The sequence below is a fragment of the Pseudomonas sp. PA-4-8C genome, assembly GCF_021606625.1.
Lineage (GTDB): Bacteria > Pseudomonadota > Gammaproteobacteria > Pseudomonadales > Pseudomonadaceae > Aquipseudomonas > Aquipseudomonas lactis.
In genome coordinates, this window is the sequence record NZ_WKCD01000009.1 from 44167 (window position 1) to 64573 (window position 20407).

General features: G+C 63.1%; 15 protein-coding genes and 2 pseudogenes. 14 read left to right on the forward strand and 3 right to left on the reverse strand.

The window, feature by feature from the left end; genetic code table 11:
* The first annotated feature begins 10 nt into the window (after positions 1 to 10).
* From tssK to GIW04_RS03375, 11 genes are all read left to right on the forward strand, one after another.
* Positions 11 to 1345 (forward strand): type VI secretion system baseplate subunit TssK, encoded by a 1335-nt coding sequence (tssK, locus tag GIW04_RS03325; RefSeq protein ID WP_003195550.1) that lies wholly within the window; start codon positions 11 to 13, stop codon positions 1343 to 1345.
* Positions 1346 to 1351: 6 nt separating this feature from the next.
* Positions 1352 to 2641, forward strand: coding sequence for a DotU family type VI secretion system protein (locus GIW04_RS03330; protein WP_003195548.1), 1290 nt, complete (start codon positions 1352 to 1354; stop codon positions 2639 to 2641).
* Positions 2638 to 6138 (forward strand): type VI secretion system membrane subunit TssM, encoded by a 3501-nt coding sequence (tssM, locus tag GIW04_RS03335; protein WP_120247446.1) that lies wholly within the window; start codon positions 2638 to 2640, stop codon positions 6136 to 6138. Before GIW04_RS03330 ends, tssM begins: the two co-directional genes overlap by 4 nt.
* Positions 6135 to 6788 (forward strand): type VI secretion system-associated protein TagF, encoded by a 654-nt coding sequence (tagF, locus tag GIW04_RS03340; protein ID WP_003195544.1) that lies wholly within the window; start codon positions 6135 to 6137, stop codon positions 6786 to 6788. Before tssM ends, tagF begins: the two co-directional genes overlap by 4 nt.
* Positions 6789 to 7508 (forward strand): PP2C family protein-serine/threonine phosphatase, encoded by a 720-nt coding sequence (locus tag GIW04_RS03345; protein WP_003195541.1) that lies wholly within the window; start codon positions 6789 to 6791, stop codon positions 7506 to 7508.
* Positions 7505 to 10483: a serine/threonine-protein kinase gene (locus tag GIW04_RS03350; RefSeq protein ID WP_120247447.1), complete on the forward strand. Its 2979-nt coding sequence runs from the start codon at positions 7505 to 7507 to the stop codon at positions 10481 to 10483. The genes GIW04_RS03345 and GIW04_RS03350 overlap by 4 nt, the downstream gene beginning before the upstream one ends.
* Entirely contained in the window at positions 10483 to 11187 is a 705-nt protein-coding gene (locus tag GIW04_RS03355; RefSeq protein WP_034134066.1) for an ABC transporter ATP-binding protein, read from the forward strand. The genes GIW04_RS03350 and GIW04_RS03355 overlap by 1 nt, the downstream gene beginning before the upstream one ends.
* Positions 11187 to 12371, forward strand: a complete 1185-nt coding sequence (locus tag GIW04_RS03360) for an FtsX-like permease family protein (protein WP_120247448.1) — start codon at positions 11187 to 11189, stop codon at positions 12369 to 12371. The genes GIW04_RS03355 and GIW04_RS03360 overlap by 1 nt, the downstream gene beginning before the upstream one ends.
* Positions 12364 to 14076 (forward strand): formylglycine-generating enzyme family protein, encoded by a 1713-nt coding sequence (locus tag GIW04_RS03365; RefSeq protein WP_120247449.1) that lies wholly within the window; start codon positions 12364 to 12366, stop codon positions 14074 to 14076. Before GIW04_RS03360 ends, GIW04_RS03365 begins: the two co-directional genes overlap by 8 nt.
* An 84-nt stretch (positions 14077 to 14160) precedes the next feature.
* A complete protein-coding gene (gene tagQ, locus GIW04_RS03370; RefSeq protein ID WP_236269915.1) occupies positions 14161 to 15084 on the forward strand; it encodes a type VI secretion system-associated lipoprotein TagQ in 924 nt (307 codons plus the stop codon).
* Between the two features lie 124 nt (positions 15085 to 15208).
* Positions 15209 to 15583, forward strand: a complete 375-nt coding sequence (locus GIW04_RS03375; RefSeq protein WP_003195530.1) for a hypothetical protein — start codon at positions 15209 to 15211, stop codon at positions 15581 to 15583.
* Between the two features lie 260 nt (positions 15584 to 15843).
* Here the strand turns inward: GIW04_RS03375 and GIW04_RS03380 are convergent, their stop codons facing one another.
* Complete coding sequence (locus GIW04_RS03380; protein ID WP_120247450.1) at positions 15844 to 16086, reverse strand: DUF6124 family protein; 243 nt, start codon at positions 16084 to 16086, stop codon at positions 15844 to 15846.
* A 523-nt stretch (positions 16087 to 16609) separates the two neighbouring features.
* Here GIW04_RS03380 and GIW04_RS03385 point away from each other — a divergent pair.
* The 3 genes and pseudogenes from GIW04_RS03385 (at position 16610) to GIW04_RS03395 (ending at position 18552) form a co-directional block, all read left to right on the forward strand.
* Complete coding sequence (locus tag GIW04_RS03385) at positions 16610 to 17311, forward strand: PAAR domain-containing protein (protein WP_236269914.1); 702 nt, start codon at positions 16610 to 16612, stop codon at positions 17309 to 17311.
* 15 nt (positions 17312 to 17326) lie between these two features.
* A pseudogene (locus GIW04_RS03390) lies at positions 17327 to 18076 on the forward strand (S-type pyocin domain-containing protein); the annotation flags it as partial.
* Positions 18076 to 18552 (forward strand): DUF6392 family protein, encoded by a 477-nt coding sequence (locus GIW04_RS03395; RefSeq protein ID WP_034134061.1) that lies wholly within the window; start codon positions 18076 to 18078, stop codon positions 18550 to 18552. The pseudogene GIW04_RS03390 and the gene GIW04_RS03395, both read left to right, overlap by 1 nt.
* Positions 18553 to 18652: 100 nt before the next feature.
* On the opposite strand, the gene GIW04_RS03400 is transcribed toward GIW04_RS03395, so the two are convergent.
* Both GIW04_RS03400 and GIW04_RS03405 read right to left on the reverse strand, forming a co-directional pair.
* Positions 18653 to 20053 (reverse strand): aminoacyl-tRNA deacylase and HDOD domain-containing protein, encoded by a 1401-nt coding sequence (locus GIW04_RS03400; protein ID WP_003195528.1) that lies wholly within the window; start codon positions 20051 to 20053, stop codon positions 18653 to 18655.
* 77 nt (positions 20054 to 20130) lie between these two features.
* A pseudogene (locus tag GIW04_RS03405) lies at positions 20131 to 20407 on the reverse strand (ATP-dependent DNA helicase RecG); the annotation flags it as partial.

A 20407-nucleotide genomic window follows, 5' to 3' on the forward strand; every position in this document is an offset into this window, starting at 1 on the left:
CGGAGCCCCCATGTCCTGGAACAATCGCGTGGTCTGGTCGGAAGGCATGTTCATCGGAACGCAGCACTTCCAGCAGCATGACCGTTACCTGGAAAACCTGATCGACGCCCGCAGCCGCCCGTTGTCGGCGGGTGCCTGGGGGTTCTCCGAGTTGCTGATCGACCAGGGCCTGCTGGCCCAGGGCAAGCTGGCGATCGTGTCGGCTCGCGGCCTGCTGCCCGATGGCACGCCGTTCAATATTCCCCAGGACGACCTGGCGCCGAGCCCGTTGAATATCGACGACAACCTGCGCGACGGCCTGGTGTACCTGGCCCTGCCGCTCAAGCGCGCCGGCGCCCGTGACACGGTGGACGAGGGTGAAGCCCTGGAAGCGGCGCGCTACGTGAGCCAGGTGCGCGAAGTGCGCGACGACAACGCCCCGTTCGAAAACCGTGCACCGGTGGCGGTGGGGTCGCGGGCATTGCGCCTGCTGACAGCGCAGGATGGCATCAGCGACTACGCCGCCATCGGCCTGGTACGCATCAAGGAAAAACGCGCCGACCGCGCATTGGTGCTCGATGACACCTACATCCCGCCGGTGCTGGACGTGGCTGCGAGCAAACCGCTGACGGCCTTTCGCAGCGAACTGCTGGGCCTGTTGCACCAGCGTGGCGAAGCGCTGGCCGGTCGCGTGGTGGCTTCGGGTGCCGGTGGTGCCTCGGAGATCGCCGACTTCATGCTGCTGCAACTGGTCAACCGCGCCCAGCCGCTGATCCAGCACTTCAGCCAGTTGAGCCCGTTGCATCCGGAGCGCTTTTTCAGCGAACTGGTCAGCCTGGCCGGTGAGTTTTCCACCTTCTCAACCTCCAGCCGTCGCCCCCAGGAATACCCGCAGTATCAGCACGATGACCTGGCCCTGAGTTTCATGCCGGTGATGGCGGCCCTGCGTGAAGCGCTGTCGATGCTGATCGACAGCAAGGCCACGCCGATCCCGATTGTGGAGAAGGCCTACGGCATCCATGTGGCGATGCTGGCCGACAAGACCCTGCTCGACAACGCCAGTTTCATCCTCGTGGTGCGCGCCGATGTGCCCGGCGAAACCCTGCGTGCGCGTTTCGGCCAGCAGAGCAAGGTTGGCTCGGTGGAGCACATCCGCGACATGGTCAACCTGCAACTGCCGGGCATCGGCCTGCTGCCATTGCCGGTGGCGCCACGCCAATTGCCTTACCACGCCGGCAGCACCTACTACGAGCTGGACCGTGGCAGCGAGCACTGGCAGCAGCTGAACAATTCCGGCGGTTTCGCCTTCCATATCGCCGGGCAGTTCCCGGGCTTGAACCTGGCCTTCTGGGCGATCCGAGGATAATTGGCGATGCATCCCAATGATGATGACCGCACCCAGTTCATGCCGCGCCCGGGTGGCCGAGAGCCTGCACCCTCGCGTGCCGAACCTGCGCCGCTGTCGATGCCGGCTGCGCCGATCCTCACCGGCAAGAGCCAGGGCCTCAACCCGCTGGAAAGCGCCGCCGGCCCGTTGCTGGCGTTGTTGACGCGGCTGCGCAACACCATCGCCCACCCCGCGCCGGCCAGCCTGCGTGCGCAGTTGCTGGCGTACCTGCGCCAGTTCGAAGAACGCGCCGAAGCCGCCGGTGTGGCACGCAATGAAGTGCTGTTGGCCCGTTACGCGCTGTGCACCGCCTTGGATGAAGCGGTGCTGAGCACGCCGTGGGGCAGCACCAGCGATTGGGGTAAACAGAGCCTGCTGATCACCGTGCACAACGAAGCCTGGGGTGGCGAAAAGGTTTTCCAGTTGCTTGACCACTGCCTGCAAAGCCCACGGGAGCGTCTGTACCTGCTGGAGCTGTTGTACCTGTGCATGTGCCTGGGTTTTGAAGGGCGTTACCGCGTGATGACTGACGGGCGCAGCCAGTTGGAAGCCTTGCGCGAGCGCACCGCCGCGGCGATTCGCAGCGCCCGTGGCGAACACGAGCGTGAGTTGTCACCGCACTGGCGCGGTGTGACCGTGGCCCGTGATCGCCTGGCGCAATTCATGCCGCCGTGGATCGCCGTGGCGATTGGCTTGGCGCTGCTGTTGGCGTTGCTGTTCGGTCTGCGCCTGAAGCTGGCCTCGGACGCCGAGCCGGTGTTCAAGAACATCCATGCCCTGGGCGAGATCCCGGTGCAGGCCATCGACCGTCCGGTGGCGCAGCCCAAAGTGATTGAGCGCCCGCGCCTGGCCGGGTTCCTGGCCGATGACATCAAGGCCGGCCGCGTGGCGGTGGAAGACAAGGTTGACCGCTCTGTCGTGACCATCCGTGGCGATGAGCTGTTCGCCTCGGCCAGCTCCAGCATCGTCGATGACTACCAGCCGCTGATGCTGCGCATCGCTGACGCCATCCGCAAGGTCAAGGGCCAGGTGCGTGTCACCGGGCACAGCGACAATCGCCCGATTGCCACGTTGCGCTTCCCGTCCAACTGGGCGCTGTCCGAAGCCCGGGCCAAGTCGGTGCTGGAAATTCTCGCGGCCAAGACCGGCCAGGCCGAGCGCTTCAGTGCCGAAGGCCGCAGCGACACCGAGCCGTTGGCCACAAACAGTACTGCCGAAGGCCGTGCCCGCAATCGTCGGGTTGAAATCACCGTATTGGCGGAGGGCGTCGAGTGAAGGCGTTTTTCAGTTTCATGATTCGCTGGGTGATTCCCGTGCTGGGCCTGATTGCCCTTAGCCTGATCATCTGGTTTGTTGGCCCGCTGCTGGACGTGCTGGTGCCCGAAGGGCGCCGTTGGGCGCTGATCGTGCTGGTGTTTGCGCTGTGGGTGGCCTATCGCGTGTTTCGCATCATCCAGGCCCGTCGCCAGGCCGCCGAAGTGATGCGCAGCCTGGCCGCAGAAACCCCGGTCGACCCCAACAGCGTCGCGACTGCCGAAGAACTGTCCACGCTGCGCCAGCGTATGGACGAAGCCCTGGCACTGCTGAAAAAAGCCAAGCTGGGCGGCGATGAGCGCCGCAACCTCTACGAGTTGCCGTGGTACGTGATCATCGGTCCGCCGGGCTCGGGCAAGACTACCGCGCTGGTCAATTCCGGGCTGCATTTCCCGCTGGCGGCGCAATTGGGCGCCGGTGCGGTGCGCGGCGTGGGGGGCACGCGCAACTGCGACTGGTGGTTTACCGACCAGGCCGTATTGCTCGACACCGCTGGCCGCTATACCACCCAGGACAGCAACTCCACGGTGGATAAAGCCGCCTGGCTGGGCTTTCTCGACCTGCTGAAAAAGCAGCGTGCGCGCCGGCCTATCGACGGTGCGTTTATCGCCATCAGCCTCTCGGATCTGCTGCTGGGCACCGACGCCGAGCGCGCTGCCCATGCCGCCGCGATTCGCTTGCGCATCCAGGAGCTGTATACGCAGCTGGGCGTGCGTTTCCCCATCTACCTGATGCTCACCAAGCTCGACCTGGTGCCGGGCTTCATGGAGTTCTTCGACAACCTGAGCAAGGAAGAGCGCGCCCAGGTGTGGGGCATGACCTTTGCCCTGGACGACGGCAAAAACAGCGACAGCCCGCTGGCGCACCTGCAAAGCGAATTCGCCGGCCTGGAGCAGCGCCTCAACGAACGCCTGGTCGAGCGCTTGCAACAGGAACGCGACCCGGCACGGCGCGACCTGATCTACGGCTTCCCGCAACAGTTCGGCGCGTTGAAAGATTGCCTGCAAAGCTTCCTGGAAGGCGTGTTCAAACCCAATGCCTTTGAAGAGCGCGTGTTGCTGCGTGGCGTGTACTTCACCAGCGGCACCCAGGAAGGCAGCCCGATTGACCGCCTGATCGGTGCCATGGCCCAGAGCATGAACCTGGACCGCCAGCACCTGGCGCGCCAGAGCGGCACTGGGCGCAGTTACTTCATCGAAAAACTCTTCACCGCCGTGGCCTTTGCAGAGCGCGGCCTGGTGGGGGTGAACCCGAAAGTCGAGCGGCGCCGCAAGTGGATCGCCCGTGGCGTACTGGCGGCCACCGTCACGCTGGTGGTGGTGGTCAGCAGCCTGTGGTGGGTAAGCTATCGCGCCAACCAGGCGTATATCGCCCAGGTCGATCAGAAGGTCGCGCCCCTGGGCCAGACCGTCCAGAACCTGAGCCCGGCACAGCGGGAAGTGCTCGCCGTGCTGCCGTTGCTCAACGCCGTGAAGAACCTGGCGGGGGATTCACCGAGCTGGTCCGAAGGGCTGGGGCTGTACCAGGGCGATATGCTCGAAGCCGAGTCCGCCAGCGTGTACCGCAAACTGTTGATCGCCGTGTTCGCGCCACGCCTGGTGACGCGTATCGAAGAGCAACTGCACGGCGGCGGCAACTCGGACTTTCTCTACGAGGGCCTCAAGGCTTACCTGATGCTCGCCGACACCGAGCATTATGACCCGGACTTCATCAAGGCCTGGATCGCCCTGGACTGGGACCGCAACCTGCCCCGCGACCTGCCGGCCGACCAGCGTCAGGCCCTGGCCGGGCACTTGCAGGCGCTGTTCGAACGCCACCCGCCGAACGCGCGCCTGGACCCACGTCTGATCGACGATCTGCGTCGGCAGTTGCAGCAATTGCCGGTAGCCCAGCGCGTGTACGACCGCGTCAAGCGCCAGAAACTGCCCGAAGGTATCCCGGACTTTCGCATCAACGAGGCCGCCGGTCGCGATGCCGCACTGGTGTTCAGCCGCAAGAGCGGTAAGCCGTTGGGTGAGCCGTTGAGTGGTTTCTTTACCACCAAGGGCTATCGCCAGGCGTTCTTGCTCAGCAGCCTGAACCAGACCGGCACCCTGGCCGAAGAGCAATGGGTGCTGGGCCATGAACAGGCCGACCAGCAGAACGTGGTGAGCCTCGCCGCCGACGTGCGCCGCTTGTACTTCCAGGATTACCAGCGCCAGTGGGACGCGTTGCTCGCTGACATCGACTTTGTGCCGATCACCAGCGTGGCCCAGGCCGCCGATGTGCTGCGGGTGATTTCCGGTCCCACCTCGCCGCTGAAAAAGCTGCTGGTGGCGGTTGCCAGGGAAACCGACCTGCAAGCCGAAGAACGCCAACTGGCCGCCAAAGGCGTACCGGTGGAAGGCGGCGTGGACAAGCTCAAGGAACGCCTCGGCAGCTTGCTGGGCGAGGCGCAACCGACGGCGAATGCCCCGGCGCCGGCGGATGATCCAGTGACCGCGCACTTTGCCGAACTCAACAGCACCGTGAGTAAAAACGAAGGTGAACCGGCGGCCATCGACGGCCTGCTGTCGGACATGAATGCACTGTATGTGCAGGTCAGCGCCATGGTCGGTGCCAGCGGCGATGCCTTGCTCGGCGAGGCCAAGAACCAGGCGGCGGCTGCGGCCACACGGGTCAGCCTGAACGCCGAGCGCCAGCCGCCGCTGGTGCAGGGCATGGTCAAGTCGGTGGTCAATTCCACCACCAACAGCATGATGGGCGGGGTGCGTAACCAGCTGAACGCGGCCTGGGTCAGTGAAGTGGTCAACGTGTATCGCCAGTCGTTGGCCGGGCGCTACCCGATGTCACCGGGCAGTGCACGGGACGCCACCCTGGATGACTTCGGCCAGTTCTTCGGCGTGGGCGGGGTGATGGACAACTACTTCCGCAAATACCTGCAACCCTATGTGGACACGTCGGCACAGACCTGGCGCTGGCAACCGGGGGCGGCGCAGAAGCTGGGGATTGCTCCTGGCGTGCTGCAAACCTTCCAGCGTGCGGCGACAATTCGGGACGCGTTCTTCCGCTCCGGTGGCACCCAGCCGATCGTGCGTTTCGAGCTCAAGCCGGTGTCGATGGACCCCACCATCACCCAGTTCCTGCTCGACCTGGACGGCCAGCAACTGAGCTACGACCACGGCCCGAGCCGCCCGGTGGCGATGCAATGGCCGAACCCCGGCAGCATTGGCGTGGTGCGTATTTCCATCATGCCGCCGTCGGCCAGTGGTCGCTCCGGCATCACTCTGGACGGCCCGTGGGCCTGGTTCCGTCTGCTGGAGCAATCAGACCTCACCGCAGGCAACTCGCCGGACCGTTTCAACCTGCGCCTGCGGGTCGATGGCGCGAGCATCGCCTACGAGTTGCGCGCCAACAGTGCGTTCAACCCATTCAAGAGCCGCGTGCTCAGCGGCTTCAGCCTGCCGGAGCGGCTATGACGGCCCTGGGTTTTTACGGCAAGTTGGCCAGCCGCGGCGACTTTGTCAGCCGCGCCTTGCCCCAGAGCTTTATCGGCCCGTGGGACAGCTGGCTGGCTGCGGGTTTGCTCGCCAGCCAGAACAGCCTCGGCGCTGACTGGCTGAATGCGTACCTGGTCAGCCCGTTGTGGCGCTTTGTGCTGGCGCCGGGCGTGTGCGGGCCGGATGCGGCGGCGGGCGTGGTGATGCCGAGCATTGATCGGGTCGGGCGGTATTTTCCGCTGGCGGTGGTGACCTTGCTGGATCACAACACCAACCCGGCGTCGCTGGTGGGCGGTTCGGACGCCTGGTTCGAGCAGGCTGAAACCTTGTTGCTCAGCACCCTCGACAGCGGCGCGACCTTCGAAAGCTTCAACGCCGGGCTCGACGAGTTGGGTGTGCCGGCCAGCGAGCCGCGGGCGGTGGACAGCCGTTTCGCCGGCCTGCAAAGGGTGGCAGCCACCGTGCCGCACCAGCGTATGACCGCGCTGGCTGAACAGGCGTGCGAGGGCGCAAGCCTGTGGTGGGGGCGAGGTTCGCAGCGTATCTCCCCTGGTTTATTACGGTGCCAGGGCCTGCCTGCTGCCAGCGATTTTGCGCAGTTTTTGCTCGGACAAGAAGGTGTGGTGTAGATGGGCGTGACGTACGAATCCGCGAGCAAAAGCCATGTGGGCATGGTTCGCCAAGTCAACGAAGATGCCTTTCTGGACCTGCCGGAAAACCGCCTGTGGGTGGTGGCCGATGGCATGGGCGGGCACGCGGCGGGGGACTATGTCAGCAGCTTGATCGTCGACAGCCTGCGCCATGTGCCGCTGGGCCGTTCCCTGGACGAATACTCGGCGGCGCTGCGCAATGACCTGCTGCGCATCAACGCGGCCGTGCGCGAAGAAACCGCCAACCGAGGCGTAACCATGATGGGCAGCACCGTGGTGGTGTTCGCCGCGCGCGGCTTGCGCGGGGTGTGCCTGTGGGCCGGCGACAGCCGCCTGTACCGCCTTCGCGACGGCGTGCTGGAAAGCATTTCCCGCGACCACAGCTACGTGCAAGACCTGCAAGACAGCGGCCTGCTCAGCGAAGCCGACGCCCGCACCCACCCGCGCTCCAATATCGTCACCCGCGCCATCGGCGTGGAGGCCCAGTTGGACGTCGCTTCAGTGGACCTGTTGATCGCCCCCGGCGACAGCTACCTGCTGTGCAGCGATGGCCTCAACAAAACCGTCGAAGACCACGAAATCCGCGAGGTGCTCAGCCATGACGCACCGGATGAAATCGTGCGCAGCCTGGTGCACCTGGGGCTCAATCGCGGCGCACCAGACAACATCACCACCCTCGTCGTGAAGGTCTCGTCATGAACATCGTGATTCCGGGTTATGACATCGAGGGCGAGATTGGCGAAGGCGCCATGGCCAGCGTGTACCTGGCGACCCAGCGTTCGCTGGAGCGCAAAGTGGCGCTGAAGGTGATGGCGGCAGCGCTGGCAGCCGACCCGAGTTTCTGCGAACGCTTCCTGCGCGAGGGCAAGACCCTGGCGCGCTTGTCGCACCCGCACACGGTGACCATCCATGACATCGGCAACGTCGGTGAGCTGTATTACATGGCCATGGAATACCTGCCCAACGGCACGCTCAAGGAGCGCATTGCTGCTGGGCTGACCCCGGAGCAGGGCGTGACGCTGATCCGCCAGATTGCTTCGGCCCTGGGCTATGCCCATGCCCAAGGGCTGGTGCACCGCGACGTCAAGCCGGCGAACATTCTGTTTCGGGCCGATGGCACGGCAGTACTGTCCGACTTTGGTATCGCCAAGTCGCTGGACGACCGCACCCAATTCACCCAGGCCGGGTTTGCCGTGGGTACACCCAGCTACATGAGCCCCGAGCAGGCGCGGGGCCAGGAGATCGACGGGCGCGCCGATCTCTACGCACTCGGTGTGGTTTTGTACGAAATCCTCGTCGGCAAGCTGCCTTACAGCGGCACCGATGCGCTTTCCACTGCGCTGGCGCACCTGACTGAGCCGTTGCCGGAATTGCCGGTGCATCACGGGCGCTACCAGGGTGTGCTGCGCAAGTTGTTGGCCAAGGACCCGGCGGAGCGTTATCCGGATGCGGCAGCGTTGTTGTTGGCGCTGGATCAACTGCCGGCGGATGAATCGGATGCCACGCTGGTACGGCCGCTGCCGATTCCATTGAGCGTTGATCTGGCGGGCATCACGCCTGTTACCATCGACATTCCGACGGATAAACCGCAGCCGCAGCCAATAGTGCGCCAACCGGTGGTCACGCCGACCCAGCACAATGCCCCGTCCGAGCAGCGCAGTGGTCCGGTATTGGCCTTGGCCGCCGTGGCGGTCGCCGTCGCGTTGGCCATTGGTGGCGCCAGCTACTGGTGGTTGAGCGGCGGCGATGAACCGGCCCCGCCGCCAGCCGCCGTGGTGCCCAAGGTGACGCCAGCGGTGGCTGTCGCTGAAGTGGATGGCGGTCAACGCCCGTTGCTGATGGCAGGCAAGAAAACCTTGTTCCAGCGCGTACTCAGCAAACCCGGCGCCCAGCTTTCAGCGGACGCAGGGAGCTCGCCGGGTAAAGCGCTGCCGGCGTTTTCCGTGCTCTACGTGTACCAGCGCAAAGACGTCGACGGCAGCCCGTGGGTACGCGTCGGCGCCGCCACCGATGGTCGCAGCGACGGTTGGCTGCCGGCCTCCCAGGTCAGCGACTGGAAACAAAGCCTGGTGCTCAAGTTCACCGAGCGCTCAGGCCGGGCGCCCGTGATGTTCCTGCGCCAGCCCGGTGAGGTGGAAAAACTACTGGCTGACCCTGCTGCAGCGAAAAGCGCCTTGGCCAAGGCGCAGAACAACCGAGAAGACAACCAGCAAGTCCTGGCCCTGGAACCCACCGCCAGCGCGGTGCCGCAGAACGAGTTCTACCTGTTGCCGATCTTCGATTCCAAAGAGAGCTTCGACGACAACGGCCAGCCGGTGCAGTTGCTCAACGTGGCCTCCATCGACCCAGGCAGCCGCGCCGCTGCCAGACCGGCCAGCCCGACGCTCAGCGCGAATGCCGACGCGTTCCGCACGGCCGTGGTGCTGGTGGTGGACACCACCGTGTCGATGCAGCCCTACATCGACCAGATTCGCGACGTGGTGCATGAGCTACAAACCCGTATTGCCGAGCGTGGCGAGTTGGACAGCGTCAGCTTCGGCATGGTCGGCTTTCGCAGCAGCATCCAGAAAACCCCGGGCCTTGAGTATGTCGCCAAGACCCTCATTACCCTCGACCAAGGCCGCGATCCGCAGCGCTTCCTGGATATGGCGCGCCAGGTCAAAGCGTCGACGGTGTCCAGCCACTCGTTCAACGAAGACGCGTTTGCCGGGGTGATGCAGGCGGTGGACGGCATGGATTGGTCCGGCTACGGCGGGCGCATCATCCTGCTGGTCTCCGATGCCGGCGCGCTGCGCAAGAACGACCCGTTCGCCGCCACCCAGATGAACGAAGCCGAAGTGCGCCAGGCGGCGCTGGGCAAGCAGATCAAAATCTACGCGCTGCACCTGCGCACCGACGCCGGCAAGAAAACCCATGCCGGCGCCGAGAGCCAGTACCGCGTCCTCACCGCCGACGCCAACCCGCAGATCGGCGACCTGTACACGCCAGTGCCAGGGGGCGATGTGCGCAAGCTGGGTGAGCGCGTCGATGAGATCGGCACGGTGTTCGCCAACCTGGTGCATCAGGTGCGCAGCAACACGCCGCAGCCCGTGCCGTTGCTCAGTGCTGCGCCGAGTCTGGCGGACAAGTCCGCCGCCGTCGGCTATGCCATGCACATGGACTTTCTCGGGCGCAAAACCGCGAGTCAGGCACCGCAATTGGTCAGCGCCTGGACCGCTGATCGTGACCTGACCAACCCGGCGCTGCCAGCGTTCCAGGTGTGCGTGATGCTGACCAAGCTGCAACTCAACGACCTGCAACAATCGTTGAAGTTGATCGTGGATGCGGCGCGCAAGACCCAAAGCTCGCCCAAGGATTTCTTCCAGGAAATCGCCAGCGCCTCGGCCTATATGAGCCGTGACCCGCAGGCCCTGCGCAAGGGCGGCAACCTGGCTGACGGCGGCCTGCTCGGTGAATACCTGGAGGGCCTGCCGTACCGCAGCAAGTCGCTGAACATGACCCAGGACCTGTGGTTGTCATTGAGCGTGGCCGAGCAGGAAGACTTTATCGACGAGCTGGATTCGAAAATCCGCCTGTATGAAACCTTCCATAACGACGTGGTCAACTGGGTCCGTTTCGGCGATGCCGAACCGGGCGATGCGTTGTACCGCGTGCCACTGTCGACACTGCCGTAATGCTGAACCTGAGCGCGGTGCATAAGAGCCGGGGCCTCGGTAGCCAGCGCTACAGCCTGGTGATCCCTGCGTTGCAGCTGGGCGCGGGTGAACAACTGGCAATTGTCGGCCCCAGCGGTTGCGGCAAGAGCACCTTGCTCGACCTGCTGGCGCTGGTGTTGGCGCCGGATCAGGTGGGGCAGTTTGCGTTCAACCAACAGGACATCGGCGCGCTGTGGCGTGCCGACCGGCAATCGGCGCTGGCCGCGTTGCGCAGCCAGCACTTGGGCTATGTGCCGCAGACCGGAGGCTTGCTGGGGTTTCTGGATGTGCGCGGCAATATCGCGCTGTCGCGCCAACTGCTGGGCTTGCAGGACGACGGCCGGGTGGCGCGCCTGGCTGAGCAGTTGCAGATCAGCGATCAGTTGGCCAAGCGCCCGGCGGCGTTGTCGGTGGGCCAACGCCAGCGGGTCAGCTGCGCGCGGGCTCTGGCCCATGGGCCGCAACTGGTGCTGGCCGATGAGCCGACGGCGTCCCTGGACCCGCTCAACGCCGAGCGCGTGATGCAGGCGCTGCTGGCCCAGGCCCGCGAACACCGTACGGCCTGTGTGATCGCCACCCATGACGAACCGCTGGCCCGCGCCAGTGGCTTGCAGGTGCGGCGTATCAGTTGCCAGCGCGATCCAGACGGCGGCGTCACCGCAACCCTCGGGGAGGCGTGCTGATGCGCATCGGCCTGGTTGCCTCGCTCGCCTGGCAGGACTACCGCAACGATGGGTGGCTGTCGGCCTGCTCGGTGTTGGCACTGGTAGCGGTTATCGCGCCATTGCTGGTGTTATTCGGGCTGAAATTTGGACTGGTTAGCAGTTTGACCGAACGCTTGGAGACCGACCCCGCCAGCCGTGAAATCATCCCATTGGGTGGTGGCCGATTCAGCGCGGCGTTTATCGCGCAACTGGGTGAGCGCAGCGATGTGGCCTTTGCTGTGCCGCGCACACGGCAAATTGCGGCCACGGCGCAGGTGGGCACCTTGACCTTGGAAATGCTGCCGACTGCCGCAGGGGACCCGCTGTTGGCAGGCTTGCCGATGCCCCACGGCCTGGACCAGATCGTGCTCAGCCATACCGCCGCCGAAAAGCTCGCGGCAAGGCCCGGTGACTGGCTGGAAACCAGCTTTGCGCGGCAAGTGGCGGGGCGCGTCGAGGCCCAGCGCACGCGGTTGCAGGTGCTGGCGGTGTTGCCGCTGGAGGCCTTCGTTCGCGAGGGCCTGTTTGCCGATCTGGCGTTGTTGGAGGCAGCGGAAGATTATCGCGATGGCCGTGCGGTGCCGGCGTTGGGTTGGGCCGGTGAAGCGGCGAGCGTGAGCGAACAGCGTATCTACCCGGCGTTTCGCCTGTACGCGCGCAGCCTCAGTGATGTGGAACCGTTGCGGGTGTATTTCGCCGGGCAGAACCTGTTGGTTTCAACCCAGGCGCACACCATCGCTCAAGTGCAATCGTTGAGCCGCAACCTGTCGATTGTGTTCTGGATCATCGCCGGGTTGGCGTTGGCCGGGGCGTTTGCGGCGATTTTCGCGGGCACCCTGGCGGCGGTAGCGCGTAAGCACCGTGAACTCTCGGTGTTGCGCCTGCTGGGGTTTTCCACCGCCGCCTTGTTGCTGTTTGTGCTGCTGCAAGCGCTATACAGCGCGGGTTTTGCCGCTGTGCTCAGCGTTGGGCTGTATGGCCTGGCTGAGGCGGCGTTGAACAAGCTTTTTGTGCAGGTGCCGGGCGAGTACGCCAGCCACCTGTTGGCGCGCCATTATGGCCTGGCCCTGGTGGCGGTGCTCGGTGTCAGTGCCGTGGCGGCCGCCTGTGGTGGTTGGCGGGTGGCACGTATCCAGGCTTCTGAAGGAATCAGAGATGTATAAATTACTGGGCGCCTGCGTGGCGCTGAGCCTGGCCTCGCTGGCCTGGGCCGATGAGGCAAGTGACAAGCTCGACAACCCCAAGCCGTTGCCGGACGACGTGAGCCTGCCGCTGCCCTGCGAAGGTAACATGGTATTCCGCTACGCCTACATTCTGGCCCAGGGCACCCTGGATGACCGTGAAATCAACCTGGGCTACCCCTTTGCCGAAGGCGAGGCGGGTTATCAGCAGTCGTTTATTTCCGGCTACCGGCGCGACTTCATCAACGGCCAGTTCACCCTCAAGGACTTGCCCAAGGACTGGAGCAAGGTCATCGCGCCGCAGATGCCGAAGACCGACGCCAAGACCCCGCTCAAGCCCATGCTGTACTTCATTGGTAAATACGAAGTGACTGCTCGCCAATACGCCCAGGTGATGGCCCAGGCGCAATCCCTGGCCAGCGGTGAACCGGCTCCCGCATGTGAGGCGCCCACGGGCATGGCCGGGCGTTTGCCCAAGGTGAAGCTGTCGCGCTTTGAAGCCGAGCGTTTCTCGGCGGTGTACAGCGCCTGGCTGATGAAATATCACCGCGAACTGCTGCCGGTAAGCGGGCGCGGTGCGTCGGCCGAAGACGGCGGCCTGGGCTTCGTGCGCCTGCCCACCGAAGTGGAGTGGGAGTACGCCGCACGCGGCGGCCAGGCGGTGAGCCGCCAGGACCTCGAAGGCCGCCTGTATCCACGGCGCGCCGAAGGCAGTGAAAGCGATGGCCCGCTGGCCGATTACGCGGTGTTCAACCAAGTGGCCGGCGGCACCGGCCAGGCGGCGCGGTTGATGCCCATCGGTACCAAATTGCCTAACCCCATCGGCATGTTCGACGTGATCGGCAACGCCGCGGAAATGGTCCAGGAATCCTTCCAACTGGTCCACGCCGGCCGCCGCCAGGGCACCTACGGCGGCTTTGTGGTCAAGGGCGGCAACTACCTGGAAGGCGAGGGCACGTTGTTCACCGGCATGCGCCGCGAATACCCGCTGTTTGCCGCTGATGGCACCGAGCAAAGCAACGAGACCACCGGTTTTCGCGTGGCGATTGGCGCGTTGTCGGCGCCGCGCTCGCGTTACAAGGAATTGTTCGCCCAGTGGCAGAAGGAAGGCCGCCTGGCCTCCCTGACCGACGCCATCGACGACGCCCAGGACCCGACCAAACGCCTGGACAGCATCATCGCCGCCAGTGTCGATCCCAAGCTGCAAGCCGAACTGGGCCTGGTCAACGAAGAGCTCAAGCGCAACGTGTCGCTGATCGCCCAGCAACGCGAAGAAGCGGCGGGCAATTTGATCCAGTCGGCGGCGTTGGTGGCCGAGACCATCAGCAACTACAACATCCGCCTGGCCAACCTGCAGAAGAGTCGCCAGCAGGCGGTGGACAGCAAGGACGAGGCCAGCACGCAGCTGTTCGACATGGCCATCACCAATGGACGCAGCGCGTTGGACGGCGCGGTGGCGATTTACATCGACAACCTGGCCACCGGCACGCGCTACACCGATGCGGTGATCCAGGCGCAGTTTCAACGGATCAAGGAAGAGTTGGATCGCAAGCCAGTGCTCGGCAAGAGCCTGGTGACGCGCGCGACACTGTTCGTTCGCCATGTCGGCAACTACCGCAAGCAACAGCGGGCCGATCCGGCAACGATCTTGAAGGAATTGCTCGCAGCGAGCGGTCAGCGGTCTTGATCGTTGGCTGTCTAGCGAGCTTGGAAGGGACTCAGGCGGCGGTGGGCCGTGCTGGGCAAGTCAAACTTAACAGAGATCACATCTATGCTTTTTTCCCGTAAGGCGGTTTCCAAGCGTCACCTGCTGCTGATCGAAGCTGGTTTCAGCACCGTGTTGACTGGTTGCGCTACGTCGCCTGCGTCCAAGGTAGCGTCGAGCACCAAGGTCGAGTACTACCCCAACTGCTACGAGCCGGTGCAGCACCTGCGCGCCACCGATTCGGACATGACCAAGTCGGTCGTCACCGGTGCAGCCCTCGGCGCGGCCGGCGGTGCCCTGCTGGGCGCCCTGACCGGCGACAAGGACAGCCGTGGCCGCAATGCCGCAATCGGTGCCGCAGGCGGCGCCCTGGCTGGCGGCGCGGCGGGGTACTACACCGAGCGCCAGAAGCAGATCACCGATGACAACCAGCGCATCGCGTCCTACTCCACTGACTTCAACAAAAGCGCCTCGGACATCGACCGCAGCACCGCCTATGCCAAGGCCTCGCAGCAGTGCTACCAGAGCGCATTCACCAAGCTGGTGGCTGATCGCAAGGCCAAGACCGTCAACGACACCGAAGGCCGCAAGCGCCTGGCGGAAATCGTCGCGGGCCTGAAAGAATCCAATGACCTGATCGTGACGGTCAACGGCAAAGCCAGCGAAGACTTGAACAACTACACCCAGGCCTACGAGAAAGACCTGCAACAGGTCGGCGTACAGCGCAGCGATGTGGTGACCGTGGCCACCGCCGATACCACGCCAGTGGTCGCTCCGGCCAAGGGCAAGAAAGCCGTCAAACCGGCCAAGAAGCCGGTGCTGCCGACAGTGCCGAAAGAAGCGGTAACCACCGAGCGCAGCATCCAGACCGTGCAGGCCAAGCAAGCTGAAAGCAAGCAGGTCGCCAGTGCGGGCAAGACCCAGATCGAAGCGACCTGCCGCAATCCAAACCTGGCCGACTGGGCGCCAGTGCCTTGCCCTAACGTTTAAGTACTTGTTGCTATAAGCGTTAAACGCCAACCGATCTGCGCCTAAAGCGCGAGATCGGTGGCGTTCTTTTTGCAAATGGTTACACTGCTGCGGCCACTCCAATAAATACACCGAGGCCGTGTGCATGAAATTTCGTCTTCTCCTGTGGGTGCTGGGCCTGATGATGGGCAAAGCCAGCCGCACCAACCCCGCCTTCCAGCAGCAACTGGGTGACAAAGACCTGGCCTTCCAGCTGCAGACCCTCGACGGCAAGGTTGCCCGTCACTTCATCGTCAAAGACCAGCGCATCACCAGCCGCTCAGGTGTCCACCCGGCGCCGGCCTTCGCGATTGCCTTCAAGGATGCCGCCTACGGCTTCGCCACGATGCAGGCGAAGAACAAGCAACTGGCGTTCATGACGGGGATTCAGGACAAGTCGATCCAGATCAAGGGCAACCCGGCACTGGTGATCTGGTTCCAGGGGCTGACCAAGTATCTGAAGCCGAAGAAAAAGAAGTAACGATGACGCGGGTTGCCTGCCGCCCCGCGGTGTTCTCAGGTTTTTCGCGAGCAAGCTCGCTCCTACATTGAGGGGGGATGTTCAGGGACACCGCCTTGGATTCATCGCAGGCAAGCCAGCTCCCACAGAACTTTGAAATACGGTCAACTGTGGGAGCTGGCTTGCCTGCGATAGCGGTGTAACAGGCGGCGGGCTTACCCCTGGCTGCGCGACAGGCGCACCGCCAGACATACCAGGTTCTCGGGGTATTGCCCGTCATCTCACCGGGTTACTTGCCCAGAGACAGTGAGTACCCGATCAGCTAGCAACTGTGCCAGTTCGATTAACTGCGCAAGGCCCAGCAGTTCCTCTCGTTTTGGCCCTTCAAGGTCAAAGGCCAGATCGCAACTCAGCGCATTGGCCGAGGCCAGTGTTTCGCTGAGGTTGACCAACAGGTCTTCGGTACTGATGCCTGCGGCTACAGTGAACAAGCGGATGGGGGGATGGGGGGTAGGTTGGATCATCGTGAACTTCCTGATTTAAGTGGAGCTGCCACAGATCGCCGCGACGCGATCGGGTGGTAGCTGTACGCAGGTTCGCGGACCGGAATCAGGAAACCGGCATACCCGAAGGTATCCCGCGCACAGCCACCATAACGCCGCACAGTAGACGATAAAAAGGCGTCATCTAAAAGCGGAAATGGCACTTTGCGTCTGATTAAACCGGGCCGCGACGCCCAACCGCTGCGTGTGCAGCGGTGTACGAAGACTAGAGGTCGAGTGTCCTAGGGACAACCTCAAAGCCTTGTAAGACGTTTCTGTTTTTCCCACTACCTAGCCGAACGGACAGTTGTTTGGCTTTGCGCTCGTCAGCAACATCTCCCTTGCGCCATTTCGGCGCCCTTCCCTTTGCATAACAACGCAACGACCGCGTTTGAGCATCCCTGCGCGCTAAAAAAGGACTCAACATGAAGATCATTGATTCTCAAGTTCAGCAGCCAGTTGGACCGACCAACGCCGACCTCATCGACTGCATGGAGAACCCAATGTGAGGCGCTACAACATCACCACGGGCTCAACCACCACGGCGGGTGGCAAGGTAACCAGCGGTTGTGAGGGCACCAGTTTCAACGGCGAAATGATCTCAAGGGAGGGTGACCGGGTCGCTTGTCCGGCTTGCGGCACTGAAGGCTTCATCGCGCTTACCGGCCCTCATTTGCACGAAGAGTGGAACGGCAAGCAAGCGGCGTTGGAGGGGGATCTGTGTATCTGCAAATGCGATCCGCCGCCGGAGTTGATTGCCAATCAGAACTTCAAATCTCAGCAGTTCGGTCCACAGCCTCAACGATTCACCTCCGCTGGAATGGGGCCGACGGCATCCGCCTTGCCCCCTTCCAGGTTTTCCGCGCCCGTTGCGCCGAATCGTGCCGCTGATGCCTGCGTTTTCGCCAAATCCTGCGTTTCGATACCGGCCGGTTCTACAGCTGCGGGCACCGCCCCGGAAAGCGCCAAAAACTTTGGCACCACGGCCCTCATGGCTTCAACCGGTACCACGGGCGCCGTCGGCAGGGTTGCAGGCACACTCGGCAGCGACCTCGGGGCCTGGGCTGTACGAGGGTTGGCCGGCGCCAGCTCCGCCCTCAACCTCATGCTGCTGGCTTTCTGGCCACGCGATATCGGTGATTCAACGCTGTACACCCCGGGGCAGTTGGAAGGGATGCGCTTGGCCAGTACGCGAGTGCGGTTCTAGTTTCGCCAGGATGAGTTCGGTGAACTGCGTGTTTACGGCATACATACCCAACCTGGCAGTGGCGCCGACCGTGTGCCGGTTGCACAAGCCCGGTGGAATGTGGACAAAAGCGCGATGGTGGCGGTGCTGGATGGCATCAGCATCACGTGGACGCCGAACAATGGGCCGGTGGTCAACGCGCCGAGTCCGAATCCGGTTGCACAGGAGCGCCTGGATAATTTGTTCGTTCATCCGATTGCAGTAGGGCAAGACTCGGCAATCAGCCACTACCCTGGCCGGGAAGCTGACGAAGTTACCTGGCAGGATACGATCATTTCGTTTCCTGCTGACTCGGGTATGCCGCCGTTGTATTTGGTGTTTGCCAAGCCAATGGTTAACCCACTGGAAGTTGGGCCATATGACGACTTGAGCAGTCGCAGCACCAAAGACGGCTATGACATCGATCATCTTCCGGCTCGTAAAGTGCTTGAAGCTGTTTTGCTAAAACTTGACGGAGAAATGGATCCACGGGAAATAAGGGATTACCTTCGGCGAGCCCCAAGCATCGCTATTCCTGCCCGAGTCCACCAAAAATATAGTGAGACCTACGGCGGGCGTAGTACCAAAGCAAAGCAGATGCAGGATGCCTCCGACCTGAGGGCCGCAGTGGACAGCAACTTCAATGCGATTAAACGCGGACTTCTGGAGGAAGGCTTCACCGAAGCAGACGTCGAAGTGGCTCGGGAGCAACTGGATAGGCTCAGTAAAGAACAGGGGTGGTATTGATGAGTGCGCAAACTATTAACGGCTGGATCAGAAATCTGGGCAAACGCTACGAAGATTTGATTACTGAAGGGCTGATACCGAACCAGCCATTACAAGAACTCTATGACGGGCGGGATCGCTTGCACTTAGAACCTGCATGGGGACTTTCCCTGAGTTTTTGGGCAGAAACCAAGCGATTGGAAGCGCTGTTCATCACTCTGATTAAAAGCACTCCGTCGACATTGGAATATAAGGGCGAGCTGCCCAAACCTCTCGCTTCTACGATGACGAAATCCGACATTCGGTCGCATTTCGGCGTCCCTGTAGAATCAGGTGTTCCTGTAAAAATGCCACAGCCCGGGGGTATGACTGGAGGGTGGGATGCCTATCATCTTGATCCAAGCACACATCCGAATACCAAGCTGGTTTGCAAGTACACCTCCACTTTTCAGGTAAAAGCGTTGGTGTTTACATTGATTGATAAGAACCACGACTGATCTGCGTTCTGTTCCCAACTGGTTCGCCCCGCGTGGGAACGAGCGTCAAAGACGTAGAGCGTTCAGATGCACCGCGTTGGATTCATCGCAGGCAGCAGGTCTATCCCTGACTGAACTGCGAAGCCAATTCGCGCAACAGCACCTCGGCATCCAACACTTTACCCACCACATCCTCCGCCTTCTCGCGGCTCAAACCCAGGCGCTCAAGCAGTGCGTCCGGAATGGATTCATCCGGCCCGGAGCCAATCCCCCGGCTGCGCAACAGGCGCACCGCCAGGCACACCAGGTTCGGGTATTCGGCGTATTGCCCGTCATACGTGGGGTCGTGCTGGAAGCGCAGGGCGGTGCACAGTTCGTCCGGCATGTCCCAGTAACGCATCAACCAGGCGCCGATCTGTTCGCGGCTGATGCCCAGCAAGTGTTGCTCGACGTAGCTGTGGCACAGGTGCGGGTTGACCTCCAGGTGCCGGCAGATCAGCGAGAAGTGCGGCGGAAACACGTGGGCCAGCAGCAGGTAGCCGAAGTTGTGCAGCAAACCTGCCAGGTAGGTCAGGCCGGCCTCCGGGCGCTGGGCGCGGGGCATGGCGCGGGTCAGGCCCTCAATCACAGCGGCGGTGTAGATCGACTGGTGCCAGTACGGCGTGGACAGGTGCGGGCGGTCCTTGGGCAGGCTCAGGGTTTTGCCCAGGGCCAGGCCCAGGGCCAGGTTGATTACCAGATCAAAGCCCAATACGCGCACGATGGCGTCTTCGACTGAGCGGATCTTGCCCGGCGAGGCGTAGTAGGGCGACGCGGCCCAGCTGACGACCTGGGCGGCAAGGGCCGGGTCGGTTTCCACCACGCCAGTAATGTCGTCGATGGTGGCGTTGGGGTCGACACGCAGCTTGATGATCTTCTGTGCGGTGTCGGCCAGCGGCGGAATCTCGATGGTCGCTTCCAGGCGTTGCTGGATACGGCGCGCGGTGAAGGCTTGCATCGCCTGGGTGATTTCCTCGCGGTCATCATTGGGGCGGTCGAGGTTCGGGCGGATGTTGCTCAAGGGTTCACCGAACTGCGCGGCGCTGGCCTTGGTGAGCAGGCTCTTGAAGGCGTCGGTGGGGATTTCCAGCAACAGCCCGGCTTCGCCCGAATGCACCAGCAGGCTCGGCTCATTGAGCATACGGCCTTCGTACAGGCATGGCGAACTGGTCAGTGGCGGCAAGCCTGGCAGCAGGCTCAGGTCATGCTTGCCCAGCATGCGCTCGACCCGCTCGGGGGCTACGGCCGTGAGGCGGCGACCGGTGAGTTCGGCGAGGCGGTTGAGGTCCAGCAACTGGCTTTGGGGGAACAGCACCATGAGCGCGCCAACCGCATCCTCAAGCAATACCGCCTGGACCTTTCGGGCAGGGTTCAGGCCAGGCTGTTCGAGGACTTCCGTGTAGGGGATGGCGAGCTTTGCGAGCAGCGCCCGAATGACCGGCGGGGCGGTCAGTGGGGCTGTGGCGAGGGCAACTTCTGACATGGCCTGATCCAATTTCTTACAGTCATTGGAGTATAACCAGCTTGATACGGGTGTTGGTCGGATAAGTGCGTCAGGCGTCACACTTGACCGTATTGCTGGCCGTGGCGCAGCCAGCGGTTGAGCAAGGGGCTGACGTGATCGGGCCAACGTTCGAGCAAGGCTTGCGCAGCATCGCGCACGGCGGGCAGCAGGTCGGCATCGCGCATCAGGTCGGCGACCTTGAATTGAAGCAGGCCGGTCTGGCGCGTGCCGAGCATTTCACCGGGGCCGCGCAGTTCGAGGTCTTTTTCGGCGATGACAAAACCGTCGTTGGTTTCGCGCATGATGCCCAGGCGCTGGCGACCGATCTGCGAC